Origin of the sequence: Streptomyces endocoffeicus (genome assembly GCF_016741935.1) — a bacterium.
Classification (GTDB): domain Bacteria; phylum Actinomycetota; class Actinomycetes; order Streptomycetales; family Streptomycetaceae; genus Streptomyces; species Streptomyces endocoffeicus.
Genome location: NZ_JAERRG010000016.1, coordinates 114423 through 137741 on the forward strand (window position 1 = coordinate 114423; position 23319 = coordinate 137741).

The following is a 23319-nucleotide window of genomic DNA, read 5'->3' on the forward strand; positions in this document are numbered from 1 at the left end:
GCCCGGGGTTTGCCGTAATGAGGCTTCATGGACGCATAGCGTCACGGTGTCGCTTGTGCCGCAGTGGCGTCGGCGCCCGGACTGAATGGAAGGTAATTGGCTGTGTGCAGGTCCTCGGCCGCCGAGTATGAGACCGCGTCCCTGGACGAGGTGCTGTGGCAGGCGTGGAAGGCCATGGAACTCCCCGAGGGCTACCGGGCCGAGATCATCGAGGGGTCCATCGAGGTGTCGCGCATCGGCCGTCGGCGCCATGGAGTGATCGCCAATCGTCTCCGCCGGGCCCTGACCCCCCATCTCACGGACGGCCGCTCTGCCGCCTACCAAGGCGGAGACGTCATCCACCGCCGCAAGGTGTGGATCCCCGACCTCTTCATCGCCCCCGAGGACCTCGACGAGATCCCCGACGAGGAAGACCTCGGAGTGGACGCGAGCGGCGTCCAGGCCGTCTTCGAGGTGGTCTCGCCGGGCCGGGAAGCCCAGGCCCGCGACCGGAAGCGCAAGCGCCGCGCCTACGCCCGCGCGGGCATCCCGCTCTACGTTCTGATCGACGACTTCGACGGTGACGGCACGGTCGTCATCCTCATGGCACCCGACCCCGACAAGGCCGTCTACGCCGACGAGCACCGCGTCCCCTACGGCACCGACGCCGTCATCCCCGACGGCCCCGCCAAGGGCTTCGTCATCGGCGAGGCCATCGTCAGGCCGTGAGGCTCAGCGGTTCCAGCCCGGGGTGAGCCGGGTGCCGGTATGGCCTCTCCCCGTGGAAGTCGCGTTCCCATGACGACCTCGGCCCATACGGTCAGTCCCTCGCGGGAGCGTCGCCCGCCCCAGCGGTGTGCCAGTGCCGCGACCATGAACAGGCCGCGCCCGTGCTCGTCGTCCCCCTCGGGCGGAGCGGTGACCGGGATGGCGCCCGCGCCCTCATCGGTCACGGTGATGACGGCCGAGCGCCCGGCCAGCGCGAGCGTGACCGCGACTGAGCGGCTGGCGGTGTGTTCCAGCGCGTTGGCGGCGAGTTCGCCGATGACGGTTTCCAGCGCCTCGGTGGTCTCCCTGGGCAACCCCCATGAACGCGCCGTCCTGGCCACATGTCGACGGGCCGTGGCGGCGGAAGCGAGATCGTCGCCGGGGAGCGTCCACAGACTGAGTGCCTGCGGGCGCGTGGCGCTGCCGAGCGCGGCGCCGACCGCCTCAAGAGACGCGGCGCATTGGTCCACGACCGGCCCCCTTGGTGCGGATGTCGGAGAGCCACACTCCGGCGAGATGGGCGAGCGCGGCGGCGACGGCCTCGCACAGTTCGTCGCCGTCGGTGGTGAGCGGGCCCGCCGTGGCCGGTCCCACGATCCAGCGCCGCCCGCAGGCGGCCCAGTGGCCGGCGCGGACATTCGCCAGGGGAGACGGCCAGCGCATGACGCCGGAGGCGACGCAGCGCGTGCCGGTCAGCGGCGGCCAGCTCGCGGAGCAGCCTGGTGGCGCGAGGAATTCGCTGGGCCACGGTCAAGGCACTGGCCGACGCCTGCGAGGCATCCGCCGAGGAACGGGACGCGCTGGTACGCGTGGTCAAGTCGCAAACCGAGGGCTGGTGGGTCGGCAACAGCGCGGTACCGGAGTGGATCGATCCACTGGTCTCGTTCGAGCATGAGGCGGAGTACGAGCACGTGTACGCGAACAACGTCGTACCCGGACTACTTCAGACCCGTTCCTATGCGACCGCGATCCACCGGGCGACTGAACTGCGCACCCCCAACGAGCAGGTCGAGCGCATGGTCGACGCCCGGATGCAGCGCCAGAGCATCCTTGACCGGCAAGTGTCCCTGCACCTGTGGGTAATCCTGGACGAAGCCGTACTCCGGCGCATCGTGGGTGATGAGGCTGTGATGGCCGAACAGATGGATTACCTCTACGACATGGCACAGCGCCCGAACGTCGATATCCAGCTGCTCCCTTTCACGGCTGGAGCCCATGCCGCGGGGTCCGGGCACTTCGTCATCCTCGGCCGGGACGATGCACGAAACCCGCTCAACTCCATGGCCGTCGTGTACATCGAGATGCGGCGCAGGGGCTTGTACCTTGACGAGGTGGACGCGGTGTCTTCCTATAAGTTGTCGTTCGATTACCTTCGTTCACAGGCAGCCGACTCGACAGCATCCCTGCGGCTGCTGGGGACACTGCGACAGGAGTTCTCTTCATGAGCGATCGCATATCTTCCACCGTTGGCATGGCAGCCGCCGTCTGGCGCAGAAGCAGTTACAGCGGCCCCGAGGGCAACGAATGCGTCGAGGTCGCGGACCTCCGTACCCACATCGCCGTCCGCGACTCCAAGAACACCACCGGCCCCGTCCTGACGTTCCCCGCCGACGCCTTCGCCTCGTTCGTCAGTGAGGTGAAGGCGGGTCGCCGGCCCGACTGAGGCCGTCCACAACCCGCGCGGTGGTGGCGCGACAGCGTGTATACATCGTGTAGCAGCGAGAAAGGGCGAGCCGGTGTACGTGACGAGGCTGCGGCTTGACGGCATCCGTGGATTCCATGGGCCGCGCACCGTGGACCTCGACTTCACCCGGCCCGATGGCGGCTACGCGGGTTGGACGGTGCTGGCCGGGCGCAACGGCTCGGGCAAGGGGCGCCAAGGCGATGGCGCCCTGGACGGCTGAATTCGAGGTTCGGCTCCAGTAGAAGCCCGAGGACGCGCTCTTTCCGGAATCGGGCGATGTCATGCCCACCGAGGTGAGGTTCAGCGGGAAGCGGGAGGCGGGCGCGCTGTGGTCGTCGTCACCTGTCGGCTGGTTCCACGCCGGGTACGGCCCGTTCCGCAGGCTGTCCGGAGCCGGGATGTACCACGAACGCCAGTCCCGTGCCGCCCATCGCGGCGCTGCCAGCCGCGCTGCCGCGATGCGTACTCTCTTCCATGAGCAGGCCGCGCTGACCGAGGCTGTCGACTGGCTGGTCTCGGCTCATCTCTACCGGCTGGAGGAGCGCTCGGGGGCCCAGGAACTCCTTGATACGGTCATCGCGCTGCTCAGCCACGATCTGCTGCCCGATGGTTACCGCGTCGTCGAAGTCGATTCCGACGGGCCATGGCTTTGCCGGAACGACAGCGGGGGAGCGAGGGTCCCGCTGCACCAGATGAGTGACGGATTCCGCACCGTTGTCGCTCTGGTCCTCGACATCGTCTGGCAGATGTACACCGCGTATGGACACCTGGATCTCAGATGGCGGCGTACTGAGCACCAGGCGCCTGAACCGTATCTGCCGCACTCGGGCGTGGTGCTGATCGACGAGGTCGACGCGCACCTCCACGTCTCCTGGCAGCAGCGCATCGGGGAATGGCTCAAGGCACACTTCCCGGCGATCCAGTTCATCGTCACCACCCACAGTCCGTACATCTGCCAGGCCGCCGACGAGCGCGGCCTGATCCGATTGCCCGGTCCGGACGAGGCGCGGCCCCCCCGAGGTGGTCTCCGAAGCCCTGTGGAAGCGCATCGTGTACGGAACAGGCGACGACGCCGCGCTCTCGGACCTGTTCGGGCTGGACACCCCGTACTCGGGCGAGGCCCAGGAACTGCGGAAGGAACTGGTCGCGCTGGAGGCTCGCGTGGTCACCGGGCAGGCCACGGACGAGGAGGAGGACCGCCACCAGGATCTCCGGGAGCGGCTGAAGAGCTCGCCGCGGACCAGGGCCGCGGAAGTGGAGGCCCGCTTGAAGCGGCTCGGGGCCTTTGACGAATGATCCGGGTGCAGCGCGATGACCTCAGTACGGACGTGGACCACTTCGAGCCGTTGGCGGTCAACCCGTTACGGACTTTCGATTGGCTGAACCACCTCCTCGCGTGTACGGCCTGCAACAGCCATCACTGGGCCTTGAGAGCGGGGAGTACACGGGGCTGACGGACAAGGGGCGGGCGACCCTGGACGTGTGCGGGCTGAACAGGGTTCATGCTTCGACAGGCCGTCCTGCCGAAGGCCAGGGTCGCCTTCGCCTTCGACCTCAGGGACGAGACGCTCGATCTGCTGCGGGTTCCGGAGCTGCGCGCGGCCCTGCTCGGCTGACTGCGCCCGTCAGTCCTTGCGGCGGCCTATCAGGCGGGGCTTCTGCTCCAGGCCGTCCAGGCCGTGCCAGGCCAGGTTCACCAGGTGGGCCGCGACCTCGGCCTTCTTCGGTTTGCGGACGTCCAGCCACCACTGGCCGGTCAGGGCGACCATGCCCACGAGGGCCTGGGCGTAGAGGGGGGCCAGTTTGGGGTCGAAGCCGCGGGCCTTGAATTCCAGGCCCAGGATGTCCTCCACCTGGGTGGCGATATCGCTGATCAGGGAGGCGAAGGTGCCCGTCGACTGGGCGACGGGGGAGTCGCGGACGAGGATGCGGAAGCCGTCCGTGTACTCCTCGATGTAGTCCAGGAGGGCGAAGGTGGCCTGCTCGCACAGCTCGCGCGGATGGCCCGCGGTGAGGGATGTGGTGACCATGTCCAACATCCGCCGCATCTCGCGGTCCACCACGACCGCGTACAGCCCCTCCTTGCCGCCGAAGTGCTCGTACACCACCGGCTTGGAGACCCCGGCCTTCGCCGCGATCTCCTCCACCGAGGTGCCCTCGAAGCCGCGCTCGGCGAAGAGCGTGCGACCGATGTCCAGCAGCTGCTCCCGGCGCTCCTTGCCGGTCATCCGGACCCGGCGGGGCCGCCGGGTTCCGGATCCGGAGGACCGGCCGGTCCGGCGCGGCCGGTCCTTTTCACCGCTGGTATTACTGTCGGTCGCCACGCCCTCTATCATGCCGCTCCGGCGGTCTCCTCCTGACGGCGGGCATCGATACGGCCCTGGCTCGGCCACCGGACGTCATACGCCCAGCCCGCCTTCTCGAACCAGCGGATGATCCGGGCGCTGGAATCCAGCTGCCCCCGCATCACCCCGTGCCGGGCGCAGGTCGGGTCCGCGTGGTGCAGGTTGTGCCAGGACTCGCCGCACGAGAGCACCGCGAGCCACCACACATTGCCGGAGCGGTCCCGCGACTTGAACGGGCGCTTGCCCACCGCGTGGCAGATCGAGTTGATCGACCAGGTCACATGGTGCAGCAAGGCCACTCGGACGAGTGACCCCCAGAAGAAGGCGGTCACCGCGCCCTGCCAGGACCAGGTGGCCAGTCCGCCGATCACCGGCGGCACCATCAGGGAGACCACGGTCCAGATCACGAACTGCCGGGAGACCGCCCGGATGGCGCCATCCTTGATCAGATCCGGTGCGTATTTGGACTGCGACGTCTGCTCCTCATCGAACATCCAGGCGATATGGGCCCACCACAACCCCTTGAGCAGGGCCGGAACGGTTTCGCCGTACCGCCAGGGGGAGTGCGGGTCGCCCTCCGCGTCGGAGAACTTGTGGTGCTTGCGGTGATCGGCCACCCAGCGGACCAGCGGGCCCTCCACGGCCAGCGACCCCGCGATCGCCAAAGCGATCCGCAGCGGCCGCTTCGCCTTGAACGAGCCATGGGTGAAGTAGCGGTGGAAGCCGATCGTGATGCCGTGGCAGCCGATGTAGTACATCGACACCAGAAGCGCCAGATCCAGCCAGCTGACCCCCCAGCCCCAGGCCAGGGGAACCGCCGCGACCAGCGCGACGAAGGGGACGGTGATGAACAGGAGGAGGGCGATTTGTTCGATGGAGCGCTTGCTGTCCCCGCCGAGCGTGGCGGAGGGAGGCGGGGTCTCCTGGGCCTTCGGCGCGTCGTTGACCACGTCGGGGCTTGCAGTCATGGGATCCCTCGTGGGGCTCGGGGGCATGGCTACGGATGCGTAACCTACGGCGTCGTAAGTATGGCAGGGCCGGGAAGCGGGGCAATAGGGCTCTGGTCTCACCCAGGGTCGTGCCGCCTATCCTGGTGAGCGTCGGACAGCGCGGTCCGCACATGGCCGAAAGCACCGGGTCAGCAGCCCGCGGCGCCCGCCGCGCACGTTCTGATGCCGCGCTTGGAACCCCGTTCACTGCAAGGAGCCCGCACCTGTGAGCAGTGCCGACCACACCAATGCCGCCCTGCGTGCCGATATCCGCCGTCTGGGTGACCTGCTCGGTGAGACCCTCGTCCGGCAGGAGGGCCCCGACCTCCTCGAACTCGTCGAGCGCGTCCGCGCCCTCACCCGCAGTGACGGCGAGGCCGCGGCCGACCTGCTCGGCTCCACCGACCTCGAGACCGCCGCCAAGCTGGTCCGTGCCTTCTCCACCTACTTCCACCTGGCCAACGTCACCGAGCAGGTGCACCGCGGCCGCGAGCTGCGCGCCCGCCGCGCCGCCGAGGGCGGCATCCTCGCCCGCACCGCCGACCAGCTCAAGGACGCCGACCCCGAGCACCTCCGGGAGACCGTCGCCAACCTCGGCGTGCGCCCCGTCTTCACGGCCCACCCCACCGAGGCCGCCCGCCGCACCGTTCTCACCAAGCTCCGACGCATCGCCGAGCTGCTCGACACCCTCGCCGTCGGCGGCGACGCCCGCCGCGCCGACCTGCGGCTCGCCGAGAGCATCGACCTGCTCTGGCAGACCGATGAGCTGCGCGTCGCCCGCCCCGAGCCCGCCGACGAGGCCCGCAACGCCATCTACTACCTCGACGAGCTGCACGCCGGAGCCGTCGGGGACGTCCTCGAGGACCTCACCGCGGAGCTCGAGCGCGTGGGCGTCGAGCTGCCCGCCACCACCCGCCCGCTCACCTTCGGCACCTGGATCGGCGGCGACCGCGACGGCAACCCCAACGTCACCCCCGAGGTCACCCGCGACGTCCTGATCCTCCAGCACGAGCACGGCATCACCGACGCGCTGGAGATCATCGACGAGCTGCGTGCCGCGCTCTCCAGCTCCATCCGCAACACCGGCGCCTCCGAGGAGCTCCTCGCCTCCCTCCAGCGCGATCTCGAACTGCTGCCCGAGATCAGCCCGCGCTACAAGCGGCTCAACGCCGAGGAGCCCTACCGGCTCAAGGCCACCTGCATGCGGCAGAAGCTCGTCAACACCCGCGAGCGGCTCGCCGGGGACACCCCCCACCAGCCCGGCCGCGACTACCTCGGCTCCCGCGAGCTCCTCGCCGACCTCCACCTCGTCCAGGACTCCCTGCGGGCCCACCGCGGTCAGCTCATCGCCGACGGCCGGCTCGAGCGCTCCATCCGCACCCTCGCCGCCTTCGGCCTCCAGCTCGCCACCATGGACGTCCGCGAGCACGCCGACGCCCATCACCACGCCCTCGGCCAGCTCTTCGACCGGCTCGGCGAGGAGTCCTGGCGCTACGCCGACATGCCGCGCGACTACCGCCGCAAGCTGCTCGCCAAGGAGCTGCGCTCCCGGCGCCCGCTCGCCCCCACCCCGGCGCCGCTGGACGCCGCGGGCGCCAAGACCCTCGGCGTCTTCCACACCATCCGCGAATCCTTCGAGCGCTTCGGCCCCGAGATCGTCGAGTCGTACATCATCTCCATGTGCCAGGGCTCCGACGACGTCTTCGCCGCCGCCGTCCTCGCCCGCGAGGCCGGGCTGATCGACCTCCACGCGGGCTGGGCCAAGATCGGCATCGTTCCGCTGCTGGAGACCACCGAAGAGCTGAAGATCGCCGACAAGCTGCTCGACGAGATGCTCGCCGACCCCTCCTACCGGCGGCTCGTCGCCCTCCGCGGCGACGTCCAGGAGGTCATGCTCGGCTACTCCGACTCCTCCAAGTTCGGCGGCATCACCACCTCCCAGTGGGAGATCCACCGCGCCCAGCGGCTGCTGCGCGACGTCGCCCACCGGCACGGCGTACGGCTGCGGCTGTTCCACGGCCGCGGCGGCACCGTCGGCCGCGGCGGCGGCCCCACCCACGACGCGATCCTCGCCCAGCCGTGGGGCACCCTCGAGGGCGAGATCAAGGTCACCGAGCAGGGCGAGGTCATCTCCGACAAGTACCTCGTGCCCTCGCTCGCCCGGGAGAACCTGGAGCTGACGGTGGCCGCCACGCTGCAGGCATCCGCCCTGCACACCGCCCCGCGCCAGTCCGACGAGGCGCTCGCCCGCTGGGACGCGGCCATGGAAACCGTCTCCGAAGCCGCGCACGGCACCTACCGCGCGCTCGTCGACGACCCCGACCTGCCCGCGTACTTCTTCGCCTCCACGCCGGTGGACCAGCTCGCCGAACTCCACCTCGGCTCCCGGCCCTCCCGCCGCCCCGACTCCGGCGCCGGCCTCGACGGGCTGCGGGCCATCCCGTGGGTGTTCGGCTGGACCCAGTCCCGGCAGATCGTCCCCGGCTGGTTCGGCGTCGGCTCCGGCCTCAAGGCCGCCCGCGAGGCCGGACTCGACACCGTCCTCGACGAAATGCACCAGCACTGGCACTTCTTCCGCAACTTCCTCTCCAACGTCGAGATGACGCTGGCCAAGACGGATCTGCGGATCGCCCGGCACTACGTCGACACGCTCGTTCCGGATGAGCTGAAGCATGTCTTCGACGTGATCCAGGAGGAGCACGAGCTGACGGTGCGGGAGGTGCTGCGGATCACCGGTGGACGGGAACTCCTCGACTCCAACCCGGTGCTGAAGCAGACGTTCCACGTCCGGGACGCCTACCTCGACCCGATCTCGTATCTGCAGGTGACCCTGCTCCACCGCCAGCGCACCGCGGCCGAGCGGGGCGAGGACCCCGACCCCCTGCTCGCCCGCGCCCTCCTCCTCACGGTCAACGGCGTGGCCGCGGGCCTCCGGAACACGGGCTGACGACGGCGTGACACGCGTCAGGGGCCCGCTCCTAAAGGGAGCGGGCCCCAGACATGCTGGTCGCGCCCGTACCTCGCGCGCGCTGAAACGCCGGCGCGTGGAAGGCCAAGCGGCCGCGCCGGGAACAGCCGGTCCAGCCGACGCGGTTGCATCGACCGAAGACGTATTTCTCCAGGAGGACTGTTTCATGACCGACCGGCCCTTGACGCTTATGGCAGTGCACGCCCACCCCGACGACGAGGCCACCACTACCGGAGGGGTCCTCGCGCGGTACGCGGCGGAAGGCATCCGCACGGTTCTCGTGACGTGTACCGACGGCGGTTGCGGTGATGGACCGGGGGGTGTCAAACCGGGTGATCCCGGGCATGACCCGGCGGCGGTCGCCTTGATGCGCCGTCAAGAGCTCGAGGCGAGTTGTGAGGTCCTGAAGATCAGCGATCTGGAGATGCTGGACTATGCCGACTCCGGGATGACGGGCTGGCCGAGCAACGACGCCCCCGGATCCTTCTGGCAGACCCCGGTGGAGGAGGGCGCGGCCCGACTCGCGGAACTCATGCGGCACTACCGGCCCGATGTGGTCGTCACCTACGACGAGAACGGCTTCTACGGCCACCCCGACCACATCCAGGCCCACCGCATCACGATGGCGGCGGTGGAGATGACCGGGCTGACCCCGAAGGTGTACTGGACGACGATGCCCCACTCGGGGATGCGGCGGTTCGGGGAGATCATGCGCGAGTTTCATCCGGACATGCCGGAGCCGGATCCGGCCGAGGCCGCCGAGATGGCCAAGATGGGCCTCCCCGACGATGAGGTCACCACGTGGGTGGACACCACCGCGTTCAGCGGCCAGAAGTTCGACTCGCTGGCCGCGCACGCCAGTCAGGGCGAGAACATCTTCTTCCTCAAGATGGGCAAGGAGCGGTTCGGCGAGTTGATGGGCATGGAGACCTTCGTCCGTGTCCAGGACGCCACCGGCGCGGCCATACCCGAGAACGATCTCTTCGCCGGACTGCGCTGATCCGCGGCCCAGGTCGCAAGCCCGGCGGTCTGCTCCGATCAGGACAGACCGCCGAGGCGGTCGGCCATGAGCGGGAGACCGGCCGGTCGGACGGCGGTGGGGTGGTCCCGGGACGAAGAGCGAGCCCGGACGCGGCAGGGGCACCCGGTGAGCGCTACAGCGTAAGTGTGGCGAAGGAGGCGCCCAGGAGCGCCGCGCCCAGTAGGCCCATGGCCCAGCCTGTGCGGCGCAGGCCGAGGCCGCCCGCGACGATCAGGGAGGTGAGGAGGAGGGAGCCGCCGAAGGGGACCCAGGCGTGGAAGATGCCGGCGGGGCCGGTGCGGACGGCGTGGTCCGTGCCCGGCTTGAGGGCCACCAGCACCCGGTCGCCCGTCCCGTCCGTGACCGCCTCGTCGATCCGTACCCGGCCACGGGACTTGCCGCCCTTCTGGGCCGGGGTGAAGGAGCCGGTGCACCATTCGTCGCCGCAGTCGGAGACCGTGACGGTGCCGCGCTCAAGCCCCTTGGTCAGCATCGACGGCTTGGCGTCGCCCCAGGAGGACCACACCCCGGCGACCAGGATCAGCAGCGCGACGAGCGCCATCGCCACGTTCTTCGCCAGCAACAGAAACCCGTACGCGCTCTCGCCCGCCCGCCGCGAACGGCTGCGCTTGGTCACACCGGTGAAAGCCATGGCGGCGATCCTCGCCATCCCGGGGCTCCCGGTCAACCTTCCGCCGAACAAACGGGCGAAGGGCGTTTTTCAGGAGTTGTACGTACCCTGCGCGCGCTCCAGCCCGTCCGCGATGAGCGTCTCCACCGCGTCCGCCGCGCGGTCCACGAAGTAGTCCAACTCCCGGCGCTCCGCAGCGGAAAAGTCCTTGAGGACGAACGCCGCGACATCCATCCGGCCCGGCGGGCGGCCGATTCCGAAGCGCACCCGGCAGTAGTCGGCCCCCAGCGATTTGGTGATCGACTTCAGCCCGTTGTGGCCATTGTCACCCCCGCCGATCTTCAACCGCAGTGCCCCGTAATCGATGTCCAATTCGTCATGGACGGCCACGACATGACTGACCGGCACCTTGTAGAAGTCGCGCAGCGCGGTCACCGGACCGCCCGAGAGGTTCATGAAGGACATCGGCTTGGCGATCACGACCCGGCGGCTCGCCGGTCCGGGCGGACCCACCCGGCCCTCGACGACCTGGGCCCGGGACTTGTGCGCCTTGAAACGGGCACCCATCCGCTCGGCCAGCAGATCGGCCACCATGAAGCCGACGTTGTGGCGGTTGCCCGCGTACTCGCCACCGGGGTTGCCGAGGCCCACCACAAGCCAGGGGCTCGTGTCGTCCGTCATCTGGATGTCTCTCCTTGAGGACGGCCGCCGCCCCGCACCCCAGGGGGCGGGACGGCGGCCGGAGAAGCGAAAAGGGAGCAGCCGCAGATTACGCCTCGGCGCCCTCGGCCTCGCCCTCGGCGCCCTCCTCGGCCGGGGCCTCGGCCTGGGCGGCGACCACCTGCAGCACGGCCGCGTCCTCCTCGACGGCCAGCGTGGTGCCCGCCGGGAGGGTGATGTCCTTGGCGTGGATGGTGGCACCCGCGTCCAGGCCCGCGATGGAGACGGTGACCGACTCCGGGATGTGGGTCGCCTCGGTCTCGACCGGCAGGGCGTTCAGCAGGTGCTCGAGCAGGTTGCCGCCCGGGGCCAGGTCGCCCTCGGTGAGGATCGGCACCTCGACGGTGACCTTCTCGCCCTTCTTCACCAGCAGCAGGTCGATGTGCTCCAGCACACCGATCTTGATGGGGTGGCGCTGCACGGCCTTCGGGATGACCAGCTCGTCCTTGCCGCCCTCGACGTCCAGACGGATCAGCACGTTCGGGGTCTTCAGCGCCATCAGCAGGGCGTGCGCCGGCAGCGTGACGTGCAGCGGCTCGACGCCGTGGCCGTAGATCACGCCGGGAACGCGATCGGCGGCACGGGTACGGCGGGCGGCACCCTTGCCGAACTCGGTGCGGGGCTGAGCGGAGATCTTGACCTCGGCCATGGGGCACTCCTCGTAGATCGTTTACGGTGTGTGGGCGTCACCCGGCCCACGACAGACCTGCTACGAAGAGCGCGTCGATAACGGACAGCCGCTGTGAGAAGTGGCCTCCCTCGCCGAGCAACCCCACGATTCTACCAATGGCCGAGGGTGCCTGGAGCCAACGGCTGAGGCCACCCCCTGACGGGAGTGGCCTCTACGTCCGGTCCGGGGAGGTTAAGCCGCTCACGCTTGCTCCTCGAACAGGCTGGTCACCGAGCCGTCCTCGAAGACCTCCTGGACCGCGCGGGCGACCGTCGGCGCCATCGACAGCACGGTCACCTTGTCCAGCTCCACCTCGCTGGGAGTCGGCAGGGTGTTGGTGAAGATGAACTCACTGACCTTGGAGTTCTTCAGCCGGTCCGCGGCCGGACCCGACAGCACACCGTGGGTGGCGGTCACGATCACGTCCTCCGCGCCGTTCGCGAACAGCGCGTCCGCCGCCGCGCAGATGGTGCCACCGGTGTCGATCATGTCGTCGACCAGCACACACACCCGGCCCCGCACATCGCCGACCACCTCGTGCACCGTGACCTGGTTGGCCACGTCCGGGTCCCGCCGCTTGTGCACGATCGCCAGCGGCGCGCCCAGCCGGTCGCACCAGCGGTCCGCGACCCGCACCCGGCCGGCGTCCGGCGACACCACGGTGAGCTTGGCCTTGTCGACCTTGGCGCCCACGTAGTCCGCGAGCACCGGCAGTGCGAAGAGGTGGTCCACCGGGCCGTCGAAGAAGCCCTGGATCTGGTCGGTGTGCAGATCGACCGTGAGGATCCGGTCGGCACCCGCGGTCTTCAGCATGTCGGCGATCAGCCGGGCCGAGATCGGCTCACGGCCACGGTGCTTCTTGTCCTGACGGGCGTAGCCGTAGAACGGAACGATCACCGTGATCGAGCGCGCGGAGGCCCGCTTCAGCGCATCGACCATGATGAGCTGCTCCATGATCCACTTATTGATCGGAGTCGTGTGGCTCTGGATCAAAAAGCAGTCGGCACCGCGCGCCGACTCCTGGAAGCGGACGTAGATCTCGCCGTTGGCGAAGTCGAATGCCTTGGTCGGGACCAAGCTGACGCCCAGCTCATGGGCGACCTCCTCGGCCAGCTCGGGGTGGGCGCGGCCGGAGAAGAGCATCAGCTTCTTCTCGCCGGTCGTCTTGATCCCGGTCACAACAAGTCTCCTTGGATGTCACTTTGGGTGCACTTCTCACCGTACGCCCCGCACGGCGTAGCTGTGCAGATGTCACTGCTGACCCTCGTCCTCCCGACGAGCGGCCTCGGCGGCTCGCGCCGCGGCGCTTCCGGGGCGCTTGCGGGCGACCCAGCCCTCGATGTTCCGCTGCTGTCCGCGTGCGACGGCGAGCGAGCCCGGGGGCACATCCTTGGTGATGACCGATCCGGCGGCGGTGTATGCGCCGTCCCCGATCGTGACGGGAGCCACAAGCATGTTGTCGGCCCCGGTCCGGCAGTGGCTGCCGATGGTGGTGTGGTGCTTGTTCACACCGTCGTAGTTCACGAAGACACTGGCGGCGCCGATGTTGGTCTGCTCGCCGATCGTCGCGTCGCCGACGTAGGACAGATGCGGCACCTTGGTGCCCTCGCCGATCGTGGCGTTCTTCATCTCCACATACGTGCCGGCCTTGGCCTTGGCCCCCAGCCGGGTCCCGGGGCGCAGATACGCGTACGGCCCCACGCTCGCCCCCGCGCCGATCTCCGCGCTGTCCGCGACGGTGAACGAGACGGCCGCGCCCCGGCCGACGGTGGTGTCGGTGAGCCGGGAGTTCGGCCCGACCTCGGCGTCCGTGGCCAGGTGGGTGGCGCCCAGCAGCTGGGTGCCCGGGTGGACCAGCGCGTCCGGCTCGAAGGTGACGGTCACGTCGATCCAGGTGGTGGCGGGGTCGACGACGGTCACACCGCTCAGCATCGCCCGCTCCAGCAGCCGCTCGTTCAGCAGCCTGCGGGCCTCGGCCAGCTGGACGCGGTTGTTGATCCCGAGGATCTCGCGGTGGTCGCCCGCCACGCACGCGCCCACCCGGTGCCCGGCCTCGCGCAGGATGCCGAGCACATCGGTGAGGTACTCCTCGCCCTGGCTGTTGTCGGTGCGCACCTTGCCGAGGGCGTCGGTGAGCAGCTGGGCGTCGAAGGCGAAGACCCCGGAGTTGATCTCACGGATCGCGCGCTGCGCGTCGGTGGCGTCCTTGTGCTCCACGATCGCGGTGACGGCGCCGGTCGCGTCCTCCCGCATGATCCGGCCGTAGCCGGTGGCGTCGGGGACCTCGGCGGACAGCACGGTCACGGCGTTGCCGTCGGCGTCGTGGGCCGCGGCGAGCCGCTGGAGCGTCTCGCCGGTCAGCAGCGGGGTGTCGCCGCAGACGACGATCACGGTGCCGTCGAGGGCGACCCCGCTGTCGGACAGCTCCTCCAGGCCCATCCGGACGGCGTGCCCGGTGCCGTTCTGCTCGTGCTGGACGGCGGTGCGCACCTCGGCGTCGGTCTCGGCCAGATGTGCGGAGACCTGCTCGCGGGCGTGGCCGACCACGACCACGAGATGTTCGGGGGAGAGCTCACGGGAGGCGGCGACGACATGCCCGACGAGGGAGCGGCCGCAGAGGGCGTGCAGAACCTTCGGGGTCGCCGATTTCATGCGGGTGCCCTCACCCGCTGCGAGGACGACGACGGCTGCCGGGCGGTTGGCGCTCACGGGTGTGCCCTTCGGCTTCGGGGGTGGACACCCGCAGGATACCGAGAGGTTTCCGGGCGGAAAGGAAGGAGGGTCCCGAGCCGGGAGGTCAGATCCCGGGAAGGCGGAACGCGGGGCGGGATCCGAGGCGGAATGTGAAGCTCCCCCGCCAGGACTCGAACCCGGACAAATGGCACCAAAAGCCACTGTGCTGCCAATTACACCACGGGGGATGGCGCAAGCCATCTGACCGGAATTCGATCAGATCGCCGCTTCGGCGCCCTCCACTATGCCGTACCAGGAGCCTTCCGTGCGACGGTATGCGCCACCCCGTCAGGGGCGCGGACGGCGCGGCGGCGCGCCGCCGTGTCACCGGGAAAAGCGCTGGCGCCCCGCCGTAGGCTGGTCGCTATGAGTTCGACGGGGGAAGAGGCGGCGGGCGCGCGGGGCGCGCCCGCGGGGCCGTGGTGGTGGGCGCGGCGGCGGAGCATGGCGCTCGATGTCCTGCTCGCCGTGGCGTCGTCGATCGAGTGCGCGGGGGAGGGTGTCGGTTTCGCCCACGATGCCCGGATTCCGGTAGTCGCCGGGGTGCTGATCGGGGTGCTCGTCGGCGCCACGCTGGTGCTGCGGCGCCGCTGGGCGATCGCCGTGGTGCTGATATCGATCGCGGTCACCCCCGCCGAAATGGGTGTGCTGCTGGGCGTCGTGGGGCTCTACACCCTCGCCTCGTCCGAGGTGCCGCGCCGGATCACGGCGGCGCTGGCCGGGATGGCGGCGGTGGGCAGCTTCCTCGTCACGGTGATCGGCCTCCGCCGGGACAACCCCCAGAGCGGTCTGGGGACCTCCGTATGGGAGGCCCCGATGTTCGCCATGGTGCTCACCCTGGGACTGACCGCCCCGCCCGTGCTGCTGGGGTTGTACGTCCGGGCGCGGCGGCGGCTGGTGGAGAGCCTGCGGGAGCGGGCGGACGGTCTGGAGCGAGAGCTCTCGCTGCTCGCGGAGCGGGCGGAGGAACGGGCCGAATGGGCTCGTAACGAGGAGCGGACCCGGATCGCGCGGGAGATGCACGACGTGGTGGCGCACCGGGTGAGCCTGATGGTGGTGCACGCGGCGGCGCTGCAGGCGGTGGCGCTCAAGGATCCGGAGAAGGCGTCGAAGAACGCGGCGCTGGTGGGCGACATGGGGCGGCAGGCGCTGACGGAACTGCGGCAGATGCTGGGGGTGCTGCGGTCGGAGGACGGTCTGCGGTCTCCGGCGGGCGCGGGGGCGGCGTTCGCCGCCGGGTCCTCGTCTTCCGCCGCCGCTGGGGCCTCCTCCGCCGGGGCCTCCTCCGCCGACGCCTCCGATGCGGCCGGGGCCTCCGGGGCCTCCGGGGCGTCCACCGAGGAGAGGCCGCTGGCGGGGGTGGCGGCCGCGGCCTCGGCCGCCGCGGAGGCCGCGGGGGCCGCGGGAGCGGCCGGGAAGGGCGCGGGGGTGGCCGGGGGGCCGCGGCTGGCGGAGCTGGAGGCGCTGGTCGGGCAGTCCCGGGCGGCGGGGATGGCCGTGGAGCTCTCGGTCGAGGGCGAGGAGCGGCGGTACGCGGCTCCGGTGGAGCAGACGGCCTACCGGGTGGTCCAGGAGGCGCTGACCAACGTCCACAAGCACGCCCCGGGCGCGAGCGCCCGGGTCCGGGTGGCGCACCGCACCGCCGAGATCGCGGTCCTGGTGGAGAACGGGCCGTCGGAGCGCGGCGCGGCGGACGCGGGGCTGCCGAGCGGGGGGAACGGTCTGGTCGGGATGCGGGAGCGGGTCTCGACGCTCGGCGGGGGCTTTGTGTCGGGGGCCACGGAGGCGGGTGGCTTCCGGGTGTCGGCGGTCATCCCGGACGGGACGGAGGGGCCGGACGGCCCCGACCGTAAGAATGACGCGGATCACACGGATCACACGGATCACACGGATCGCGCGGATCAGCCCGCGGACCGTATGGATCAGCCCGCGGACCGTCCGGCCGGCCGCGCCGGGGGCGTGGAGCGGGCGAAGAGCGCCTGAGCGTTCTGCGGATGTGCCCGGAGCTGCCGTTGGTCGTCCGCGGCGCCGTCGTGGCTGGTCGCGCCCACGCGGCGGAGCCGCACATCGACACAGCCCCGCGCCCCTGCGGGGCGCTTCCGCCGGGGCCCGACAGTGCGGCCGGTGCGCGCGTTACGCGCGGGTCAGTCTGGGCGGGAGCGCGCCCGTGACGAGGGTGCTGAGGGCGGCGTCCAGGGTGGGGCCGAGGTACCAGTCCCCGGTGTGGTCGAGGCTGTAGACCCGTCCTTCCGCGTCGATGGTCAGCACCGCCTGCCCATCGGCCTCCTCGCCCAGCGGGCTGACCTCGGTCTCCAGGGCCCGGCCCAGATCGCCGAGGGTGCGGGCGAGGTGGAGGCCGAGCAGGGGGTCGATACGGAACGGGGTCGGGGCGATCTCGCGGCCCGCGCCGGGCGGCTGGATGTGCAGTCCGCCGAACTCCGCCCATGCCTCGACCGCCGCCGGGAAGACGGCGTGCCGGTGGCCCGCGGGGGAGGTGTGGGCGCGCAGGGTGTCGGCCCAGACCTCGGCGCGCCGCATGTCCCAGTGGCCGGGCTGCCAGCCCGCCTCGCGCAGGGCGGCGTCGACGGCGACGGAGAAGCGGGTGACGTCCAAGCGGTCGATCGGCTGCCGGGCCGGGCGTGTCGGCTGCCGCGGGTCTCCCGGCGGGGCCTGGGCCGTCTGTGGTGCTTGTGGTGCTTGATGTGCCTGGTTCACGTGCTCTCACCCACCACCCGTACGCCGAAATGGGCCAGCAGCGCGGCGCAGGACAGACAGGGCGGGGCGTAGCTGCCGTGCTGCGGGTCGCCCGCCTCCCGGATCCGGCGAGTGGTGAGTTTGGCCTGTTTGAGGGAGCGGCGAGCCTCACCCTGGGTGAGCGGTTTGCGGGAGGCGCGCTTGGATCGGCCGGCTTCGACGCTCGCCAGATGGCGGGAGAGCAGGATCACTTCGGGGCAGCGGCCGGTGAATCGTTCCCGCTGGCCGCTGGCGAGCGCGTCGAGGAATTCCCGCACCAGCGGATGGAGCGTCGGCGGCTGGTCGGCCTTGCCTCCGGTGCAGGTCAGCGTCTCGCCGCGGACGGAGAGCGCGGCCGCGACGGCGGGCAGGATGCCGTCGCGGCGGTGGTGGAGCGGCGGTGGGCCGGCGTCGGGGTCGACGCTGCTCCATCTCAGCCGGGGGTCGCCGGCCGCGGCGGTGGCGCCGTCGCCGCCTCCGTTGCTCTGCGTGATGTGCATGTGGTGGATCCCTCCCTGTGCAATCCCCCGGTTGCAATGATCAGATTGCCAAATCCGGTGGGCGCTGCGGTAGTCCGGGCCTGAACCACCTGGTGGGGAGCGAGGGGCCCCGGGGGCGGGTGGCCGCCCGGTTCGGCCGGTTGCGTCACCGCATAGGCTGTGCCCAGTAGCCAGCATCAGCAGGGGGCAACCGCCATGACGACAGGTCGGCTCGGTCAGCATGCCGCGCCACCGAACACGGCCTACGCCGGGCAGGTCGTGCACTTCCCGGATCCGGTCCGGGCCGCTCGCCACCCCAAGGGTGTCCGCGTGGACGAAAGCGGCTTTCCGGACTTCTCGCCGTATGCGCGCGCGGCCGCCGAAATCGCCGAGCCCCCGGAGGGGTTCGGCGTCGACGAGCTCCGGCTGACGGACTACGTCTCGGCGAACGCGGCGCTGCACGCCGCCGGCCACGAGCTGTGGAACGAGGCGTCGGCGGTGGCCACCCCGCACGGCTGGACCTGGCACCACGTCGTCGGCACCCGGCGCATGGAGCTGATCCCGGTCGAGGTCAAGGCGCTGCTGCGGCACCACGGAGGGCTCGCCACGGCGCAGGTCGACCAGGAGAAGCGGGGCACCCGCCCGCTGCAGGAGACCCGGCCGATGCATGTGGGCCTGCCGCTGCGGGGCATCTCCGTCACCGAGGAGCAGGTGCTCGGCGTCGAGGAGGACCTCGGCTACCGGCTGCCCGACGCCTACCGCGCCTTCCTCAAGGCGGCGGGCGGCTGCGCGCCGGTCGGCACGGCGCTCGACCCGGAGCTGGGGCTGCTGATCGACCAGCCCTTCTTCACGGTGCGCGACGAGGCGGCGGTCAATGACCTCGTCTATATCAACAAGTGTCTGCGGGACCACTTCACCAAGGACTATCTGGGCGTCGGCTTCGTCCAGGGCGGGGTGATCGCGGTCAAGGTGAAGGGTGACGCGATCGGCTCGGTGTGGTTCTGTGCGTATGACGACGCGCGGGACCGTGACGGCTGGACGGTCCAGGAGCGGGTGGAGCGGCTGTTGCTGCCGTGCGGCGACGACTTCGACGCCTTCCTGCTCCGGCTGGCGGGCAATCCGCCGGAGCTGGAGACCGTGGCGAACCTGATGGTGGACGGTGGATTCGCGTACGCCGTCCCGGTGGAGGGGTGAGCGCGATGGTGACCTTCGCACAGGCGCAGGAACGCGCGGAACTCTGGATCAACGGCGATGTGCCGGCCTATCAGCAGCGCGAGGCGCGGGTCCGGGAGTTCGACCTGGGCTTCGTGGTCTGGGCCGAGGACCGTCCGGACGGACCGGTCTCGGGCCACGGGGCCGAGGGCACGCGGATGGTGATCGCCCGCGACAGCGGCGAGACCACGCTGTGGCCGGGGCTGCCGGTGGGCGAGGTGATCCGCCGTTACGAGGAGCGGTACGGCACGACCGACGGCTCCCGCGACGAGTCCACCACCGGACGACAGCAGCGCATCGACCTGAACGCGACGTCCTTCCTGCTCACTCCGCCGGAGTGGCTGCAGGAGGCGGCGGACGCGATGAGCAGCCGGTCCGAGGGGCGGCTGGACCTTCCCGGGCAGCGGTCGGGGGCGGAGTCGGGCGGGGGCGCGCCGGATGCCGCCGCCGCGTCCGCTGGTTCCGCTTCTGGTTCCGGTTCTGGTTCCGCTTCGGTTTCGGGTCCTTCCGGGCCTCCTGCTCCGCCTGCTTCTTCGGCCGCTGGTGCCGCTTCACCTCCTTTGCCGCCGGAGGACAACTGGCCGCCGGCCGGTGGGCCGGTGCCCGGGTCGCCGGGACACCGGGCCCCGGGCAGGGACGACTGGCCGTCGGACGGCGGGGCGCGGAGCGCCGGGCCGGACGCGCCGCACAGCGCGCCGGGCGCGCCGCCCGTTCCGCCCGTGCCCGTTCCGGGTGCGCCTGCTCATGGTGGGCCTGTTCCGGGTGCGCCCCGGGACCGGGGAGGGGCCGCGGACGACTGGCCGTCCGACGGTGTCGCGCGGCCGCTCGCGGGCGACCGGCCGCAGGACGGCCCGCCCGCGCCGGGTGCCCCTGCCGCGCCCGGTGCCCCGTCCGGCGGTGAGGGCTGGCGGAACGCGCCGCAGCCGCCCCCGCCCGGTGGGGCCGGTCCGTGGGCCCCGCCCACGCCGGGCGCCGGTACGCCCTCCTCCGGGGGCCAGGCCGACAACGCGGCCGCGTCCGGCGCTACGCCGTGGGCCGGTACGGACATCAAGGGCGACGATGACGACGACCGCTCGGTCGCCCCGCCCGCCACGGTCTTCGCCCCGCCGCTCGCGGGCTCCGACGACGAGGACACCCCGCCGCCGGGCATACGGCCGGACGCCAAGACCGAGTTGATGTCCGGCGGCAGCGCGCTGCCGTCAACGGCCATCGCCCCGTCCCTCGACTTCCCGGGGCAGCAGGGCGGCCCCGGCGCCGGTCCGGGTGCCAATCCCAACGCGAGTGACATCGCGGACGCCGCCACCCGTAAGGCGGGCGGCGGTCCCACGCCTCCGCCGCCCGGTGCTCCGGGGACGCCGGGTGCGCCTGGTGCGCCTGGCGCCCGGCCGGGGGCGGACTCCACGCCTCCGCCGCCCGCGCCGTCCGGGCCCGGTGCCCCCGGCGCTCCGGCCGGGGGGTACGTACCGACGCAGCTGGTCTCGCAGCTCGGCTCCGACAGCCTCGGCGGCGCCCCGCAGCCTCCCGGCGCGCCGGGTGCGCCGAGTGCTCCTGGTGCTCCTGGTGCTCCTGGTGGGCAGGGTGGTGGGCCGACGCCGCCTCCGCCTGGTGCTCCGGGTACGCCCGGTGGCGGGGTGCACGCCGCCGCGACGATGCTCGCCGGTCAGACCCCGCCCCCGGGCACCCCGCGGCCGCCCGGCCCGCCCGGTCCCCCCGGACCTCCTGGGCCGCCCGGTCCTCCCGGCGCGCCTGGCGCCCATGGCGCCCCCGGTGCTCCTGGTGGGCAGGGTGGTGGGCCGACGCCGCCTCCGCCTGGTGCTCCGGGTACGCCCGGTGGCGGGGTGCACGCCGCCGCGACGATGCTCGCCGGTCAGACCCCGCCCCCCGGCACCCCGCATCCGCCCGGTGCTCCCGGTGCTCCGGGTGCTCCGGGCCAGGGTGCCCCGTCCGGCCCGCGGCCGCCCGGCCCACCCGGTGTCCCCGGTGCGGGTGGTCCGCACACGCCGCCGCCCCCGCCGGGCGCGGCCGGGCCGCCGTACCCGGGCGGACCCGGTGCCCCTGGCGCGCCGGGTGCCCCCGGTATGCCTCCGCCCGCCGGTGCTCCCGCTCAGGGGATGGCGCCGCCTCCGGGCACGCCCGCGCCGGGGATGGCGCCGCAGCCCGGCTATGCGTATCCGCCGCCGCCCCCCGGTCAGCCGACCGTGGGCCCGGGCTATATGGCGGTGCTGCGCTACCGCGCCCAGGACGGCTCGGAGCAGCAGCTGATCCGCCGTTCGGCGCCCGGGACCCCGCATCCGGAGTGGCAGATCCTGCATGAGCTGCGGGCGATGAACGTCCCGCCGCAGCAGGTGCTGGAGCTCCACACCGAGCTGGAGTCCTGCGATCTGCCCGGCGGCTACTGCGCCCGGATGATCCGGGAGAGCTGGCCGCAGGTGCGGATCAGCCACACCGCTCCGTACGGACGCGATCACGCCACCCGGCAGCAGGGCGTACGTCATCTGCTGGAGCACCAGGGCGAGCTGCACCAGGTGGCGGACGGACCGGCCCGTCCGGCGCCGAACCGGGTGCCGCTGCCGCACCCCAGCCAGGTGCAGCCAATCCCGCCGGTGCCGCCGGAGGGGCTGGCGCATGAGCTGGGCCAGGCGTTCGGGCCGCAGGGCATCGTCCGCTTCGACCAGCGCGCGGTGTCGCGGATGGGCGTTCCGGAGGTGGTGGCGCAGACGCTGGTGTGGGCGGGGCTGCCGCTGGACTTCGGTCCGTTCTTCTGGGCGCAGGCCCAGGCGGGCCGCCCGGTGCCGACGCTGGCGGAGCTGGCGGCGGAGCGCGGGGTGCAGTCCGCGCCGGACGCGGGTTCGTACCTGGTCATGGGCAATGACTTCGGCCGTCAGCTGTGCGTGCAGTACGGCACGGCGAACATCGTGGCGGTGCCGCTGGAGGCGACGCCCCAGCCGACCCCGCCGCAGTTCGTGAACACCGGGCTGCCGGAGTTCGTGCGGTGCATGGCGCTGCTGGGCCGGATGTGGCGGCTGCGGTACGGGCTGACGCCGGACCAGGCGGGCCGTTGGACCGTGGACTTCCAGGCGCAGCTCGCGGGTCTGGACCCGGCGGCGCTGTCCGCGCCGGACAACTGGTGGGCGGTGCTGCTGGAGCAGATGTGGGACGGCCTGCTGTAAGCCCGTTGTGAGCCCGCCCGCGCGGCCGTTGTGAGCCCGCCCGCGCGGCCCTGACCGCGCGCCGCCGGACGAACCGCGCGACCGAAGAACGAATGGCGATCGAGGCGCCCGACCCCCGTGACGGGGGCGGGCGCCTCGTCGTTGTTGTCACCGGCGGCGCTCCGGGCCGCGGATATGGGCGGAGTGTCGCGTTATGGGGATGAGAGGCCATCTATAAAGATGTGCGCCGAAGCGCGTTGCATACCGGACAAAAGGGGTTCCAAGGATGGGCGCATCGGTGTCACGTCATGGCTTCACCATCGTCGGCGGACGGGGCCGTGGCTACCGTCCCGCGCAGGTCGACCACTATGTGGCCGGCCTGTCCGAAGCGCGGGACGCGGCGTGGGAGCGCGCCGCGCGCCTCACCGTGCTGGCCAATGAGCTGACCGCCGAGGCGGAGCGGCTGCGCGAGGTGATCTCCCAACTGGCCCCCCAGACCTATGAGTCCCTCGGCGACCGGGCCCAGCTGATCCTGATGGCGGCCGAGGAGGAGGTCGACTGTCTGCGGGCGGCGGCCGAGGCGACGGCGCAGGAGGAGTGGGAGGCCGCGCAGGCCGTGGCCCGTACGGTGCGGGACGCCGCCCGCGACGAGGCCGAGCTGGTCCGCGAGGCCGCCGAGGCGGCGGCGCGTGCCACCTTGGAGTCGGCCCAGGTGGATGTGGACGAGCTGCGGGCCGTCTCGCGCCAGGACGCCAAGGAGTGGCGGGCCCAGGCGCTGGCGGAGCTGAAGGAGATGCGGCAGCGCACCGCCGGGATCCTGGCCGAGCAGGAGCGGGAGCACGCCGAGCGGTGGGACGCGGCGGGCCGCGAACTGGCCGAGCGGGACAACGCGATGACGGCCCGGCTGGCCCAGCTGGAGGAGTACGCCCAGGCGGGGCTCGCCGACGCCAAGCGGGAGTACGGGATGGCCGAGCAGGCCGCGCGGCTGCGGCAGGAGGACGCGCAGGCGCAGGCGGCGGAGATCATCGCCCAGGCGCGGGCCCGGGAGGAGCGGCTGGCGCGGGAGACGGAGCGGACGCTGCGCGAGCATGTGGAGCGGCGCGAGGAGCTCAAGGCGCATCTGGAGCATGTGCGCGGCAGCCTGGCGGCGCTGACCGGCAAGTCGGTGGCGGAGGACGCGGCGGCGGCCCCGCACCACGAGTCCTGACCCCACCGGCGGGCACCGAGAAGCCGGCCGT

General features: G+C 71.6%; 22 protein-coding genes, 1 tRNA gene and 1 pseudogene. 12 read left to right on the forward strand and 12 right to left on the reverse strand.

Annotated features, from left to right (window positions below):
- Positions 1-102: 102 nt before the first annotated feature.
- On the forward strand, positions 103-708 hold the full coding sequence (locus JK364_RS32935) for a Uma2 family endonuclease (protein ID WP_307841455.1): 606 nt from the start codon (positions 103-105) through the stop codon (positions 706-708).
- On the opposite strand, the gene JK364_RS32940 is transcribed toward JK364_RS32935, so the two are convergent.
- Positions 633-1217: an ATP-binding protein gene (locus tag JK364_RS32940; protein ID WP_201855014.1), complete on the reverse strand. Its 585-nt coding sequence runs from the start codon at positions 1215-1217 to the stop codon at positions 633-635. The genes JK364_RS32935 and JK364_RS32940 overlap by 76 nt on opposite strands.
- Complete coding sequence (locus JK364_RS32945) at positions 1192-1410, reverse strand: hypothetical protein (RefSeq protein WP_201855015.1); 219 nt, start codon at positions 1408-1410, stop codon at positions 1192-1194. The genes JK364_RS32940 and JK364_RS32945 overlap by 26 nt, the downstream gene beginning before the upstream one ends.
- A gap of 59 nt (positions 1411-1469) precedes the next feature.
- Here JK364_RS32945 and JK364_RS32950 point away from each other — a divergent pair, with 59 nt between their 5' ends.
- The 5 genes and pseudogenes from JK364_RS32950 (at position 1470) to JK364_RS57675 (ending at position 3727) form a co-directional block, all read left to right on the forward strand.
- Positions 1470-2192: a DUF5753 domain-containing protein gene (locus JK364_RS32950; protein ID WP_201855016.1), complete on the forward strand. Its 723-nt coding sequence runs from the start codon at positions 1470-1472 to the stop codon at positions 2190-2192.
- A complete protein-coding gene (locus JK364_RS32955; protein WP_201855017.1) occupies positions 2189-2410 on the forward strand; it encodes a DUF397 domain-containing protein in 222 nt (73 codons plus the stop codon). The genes JK364_RS32950 and JK364_RS32955 overlap by 4 nt, the downstream gene beginning before the upstream one ends.
- Positions 2411-2483: 73 nt before the next feature.
- On the forward strand, positions 2484-2651 hold the full coding sequence (locus JK364_RS32960) for a hypothetical protein (protein ID WP_230992856.1): 168 nt from the start codon (positions 2484-2486) through the stop codon (positions 2649-2651).
- A 472-nt stretch (positions 2652-3123) separates the two neighbouring features.
- Positions 3124-3324, forward strand: a pseudogene (locus JK364_RS57670) (AAA family ATPase); the annotation flags it as partial.
- Between the two features lie 157 nt (positions 3325-3481).
- Positions 3482-3727: an ATP-binding protein gene (locus JK364_RS57675; protein WP_307841456.1), complete on the forward strand. Its 246-nt coding sequence runs from the start codon at positions 3482-3484 to the stop codon at positions 3725-3727.
- A gap of 329 nt (positions 3728-4056) precedes the next feature.
- On the opposite strand, the gene JK364_RS32970 is transcribed toward JK364_RS57675, so the two are convergent.
- Entirely contained in the window at positions 4057-4767 is a 711-nt protein-coding gene (locus JK364_RS32970; protein ID WP_201855018.1) for a TetR/AcrR family transcriptional regulator, read from the reverse strand.
- The gene (locus JK364_RS32975) at positions 4764-5744 is read right to left on the reverse strand and encodes an acyl-CoA desaturase (protein ID WP_201855019.1); all 981 of its coding nucleotides are present in this window, start codon (positions 5742-5744) and stop codon (positions 4764-4766) included. Before JK364_RS32975 ends, JK364_RS32970 begins: the two co-directional genes overlap by 4 nt.
- 247 nt (positions 5745-5991) lie before the next feature.
- On the opposite strand from JK364_RS32975, the gene ppc reads away from it, so the two are divergent.
- Both ppc and JK364_RS32985 read left to right on the forward strand, forming a co-directional pair.
- Positions 5992-8712, forward strand: a complete 2721-nt coding sequence (gene ppc / locus JK364_RS32980; RefSeq protein WP_201855020.1) for a phosphoenolpyruvate carboxylase — start codon at positions 5992-5994, stop codon at positions 8710-8712.
- 187 nt (positions 8713-8899) lie between these two features.
- Positions 8900-9733 carry a PIG-L family deacetylase gene (locus JK364_RS32985; RefSeq protein ID WP_201855021.1) on the forward strand — a complete coding sequence of 278 codons (834 nt, stop codon included), beginning with the start codon at positions 8900-8902 and terminating at the stop codon, positions 9731-9733.
- Between the two features lie 154 nt (positions 9734-9887).
- On the opposite strand, the gene JK364_RS32990 is transcribed toward JK364_RS32985, so the two are convergent.
- The 6 genes from JK364_RS32990 to JK364_RS33015 form a co-directional block, all read right to left on the reverse strand.
- Positions 9888-10406, reverse strand: coding sequence for a hypothetical protein (locus tag JK364_RS32990; protein WP_201855022.1), 519 nt, complete (start codon positions 10404-10406; stop codon positions 9888-9890).
- Between the two features lie 69 nt (positions 10407-10475).
- Positions 10476-11066, reverse strand: coding sequence for an aminoacyl-tRNA hydrolase (gene pth / locus JK364_RS32995; RefSeq protein WP_201855023.1), 591 nt, complete (start codon positions 11064-11066; stop codon positions 10476-10478).
- Between the two features lie 88 nt (positions 11067-11154).
- A complete protein-coding gene (locus tag JK364_RS33000) occupies positions 11155-11754 on the reverse strand; it encodes a 50S ribosomal protein L25/general stress protein Ctc (protein ID WP_201855024.1) in 600 nt (199 codons plus the stop codon).
- Between the two features lie 222 nt (positions 11755-11976).
- Positions 11977-12954, reverse strand: a complete 978-nt coding sequence (locus tag JK364_RS33005) for a ribose-phosphate diphosphokinase (RefSeq protein ID WP_201855025.1) — start codon at positions 12952-12954, stop codon at positions 11977-11979.
- A gap of 72 nt (positions 12955-13026) precedes the next feature.
- Positions 13027-14484 (reverse strand): bifunctional UDP-N-acetylglucosamine diphosphorylase/glucosamine-1-phosphate N-acetyltransferase GlmU, encoded by a 1458-nt coding sequence (gene glmU / locus JK364_RS33010; protein ID WP_201855026.1) that lies wholly within the window; start codon positions 14482-14484, stop codon positions 13027-13029.
- Between the two features lie 140 nt (positions 14485-14624).
- Positions 14625-14696, reverse strand: a tRNA-Gln gene (locus JK364_RS33015).
- Between the two features lie 178 nt (positions 14697-14874).
- Here JK364_RS33015 and JK364_RS33020 point away from each other — a divergent pair.
- On the forward strand, positions 14875-16491 hold the full coding sequence (locus tag JK364_RS33020) for a sensor histidine kinase (RefSeq protein WP_201855027.1): 1617 nt from the start codon (positions 14875-14877) through the stop codon (positions 16489-16491).
- Positions 16492-16641: 150 nt separating this feature from the next.
- On the opposite strand, the gene JK364_RS33025 is transcribed toward JK364_RS33020, so the two are convergent.
- Both JK364_RS33025 and JK364_RS33030 read right to left on the reverse strand, forming a co-directional pair.
- The gene (locus tag JK364_RS33025; protein WP_201855139.1) at positions 16642-17130 is read right to left on the reverse strand and encodes an SUKH-3 domain-containing protein; all 489 of its coding nucleotides are present in this window, start codon (positions 17128-17130) and stop codon (positions 16642-16644) included.
- An 89-nt stretch (positions 17131-17219) separates the two neighbouring features.
- Positions 17220-17741: a YwqJ-related putative deaminase gene (locus JK364_RS33030; RefSeq protein WP_201855028.1), complete on the reverse strand. Its 522-nt coding sequence runs from the start codon at positions 17739-17741 to the stop codon at positions 17220-17222.
- A 195-nt stretch (positions 17742-17936) separates the two neighbouring features.
- Here JK364_RS33030 and JK364_RS33035 point away from each other — a divergent pair, with 195 nt between their 5' ends.
- The 3 genes from JK364_RS33035 to JK364_RS33045 all read left to right on the forward strand — a co-directional run bounded on the left by JK364_RS33035 (position 17937) and on the right by JK364_RS33045 (position 23288).
- A complete protein-coding gene (locus tag JK364_RS33035; protein ID WP_201855029.1) occupies positions 17937-18914 on the forward strand; it encodes an HNH endonuclease in 978 nt (325 codons plus the stop codon).
- 5 nt (positions 18915-18919) lie between these two features.
- The gene (locus JK364_RS33040) at positions 18920-22102 is read left to right on the forward strand and encodes an SUKH-4 family immunity protein (RefSeq protein WP_201855030.1); all 3183 of its coding nucleotides are present in this window, start codon (positions 18920-18922) and stop codon (positions 22100-22102) included.
- A gap of 265 nt (positions 22103-22367) precedes the next feature.
- Positions 22368-23288 carry a coiled-coil domain-containing protein gene (locus tag JK364_RS33045; protein ID WP_201855031.1) on the forward strand — a complete coding sequence of 307 codons (921 nt, stop codon included), beginning with the start codon at positions 22368-22370 and terminating at the stop codon, positions 23286-23288.
- Positions 23289-23319 lie beyond the last annotated feature (31 nt).

Excerpts from the sequence above, each read along its gene's own strand:
- JK364_RS32945 (WP_201855015.1), bottom strand. The coding sequence starts at position 1,410 with ATGCGCTGGCCGTCTCCCCTGGCGAATGTCCGCGCCGGCCACTGGGCC.
- JK364_RS32955 (WP_201855017.1), top strand. The coding sequence starts at position 2,189 with ATGAGCGATCGCATATCTTCCACCGTTGGCATGGCAGCCGCCGTCTGG.
- JK364_RS32970 (WP_201855018.1), bottom strand. The coding sequence starts at position 4,767 with ATGATAGAGGGCGTGGCGACCGACAGTAATACCAGCGGTGAAAAGGAC.
- JK364_RS32975 (WP_201855019.1), bottom strand. The coding sequence starts at position 5,744 with ATGACTGCAAGCCCCGACGTGGTCAACGACGCGCCGAAGGCCCAGGAG.
- JK364_RS32985 (WP_201855021.1), top strand. The coding sequence starts at position 8,900 with ATGACCGACCGGCCCTTGACGCTTATGGCAGTGCACGCCCACCCCGAC.
- JK364_RS32990 (WP_201855022.1), bottom strand. The coding sequence starts at position 10,406 with ATGGCTTTCACCGGTGTGACCAAGCGCAGCCGTTCGCGGCGGGCGGGC.
- pth (WP_201855023.1), bottom strand. The coding sequence starts at position 11,066 with ATGACGGACGACACGAGCCCCTGGCTTGTGGTGGGCCTCGGCAACCCC.
- JK364_RS33000 (WP_201855024.1), bottom strand. The coding sequence starts at position 11,754 with ATGGCCGAGGTCAAGATCTCCGCTCAGCCCCGCACCGAGTTCGGCAAG.
- JK364_RS33020 (WP_201855027.1), top strand. The coding sequence starts at position 14,875 with ATGAGTTCGACGGGGGAAGAGGCGGCGGGCGCGCGGGGCGCGCCCGCG.
- JK364_RS33030 (WP_201855028.1), bottom strand. The coding sequence starts at position 17,741 with ATGCACATCACGCAGAGCAACGGAGGCGGCGACGGCGCCACCGCCGCG.
- JK364_RS33035 (WP_201855029.1), top strand. The coding sequence starts at position 17,937 with ATGACGACAGGTCGGCTCGGTCAGCATGCCGCGCCACCGAACACGGCC.
- JK364_RS33040 (WP_201855030.1), top strand. The coding sequence starts at position 18,920 with ATGGTGACCTTCGCACAGGCGCAGGAACGCGCGGAACTCTGGATCAAC.
- JK364_RS33045 (WP_201855031.1), top strand. The coding sequence starts at position 22,368 with ATGGGCGCATCGGTGTCACGTCATGGCTTCACCATCGTCGGCGGACGG.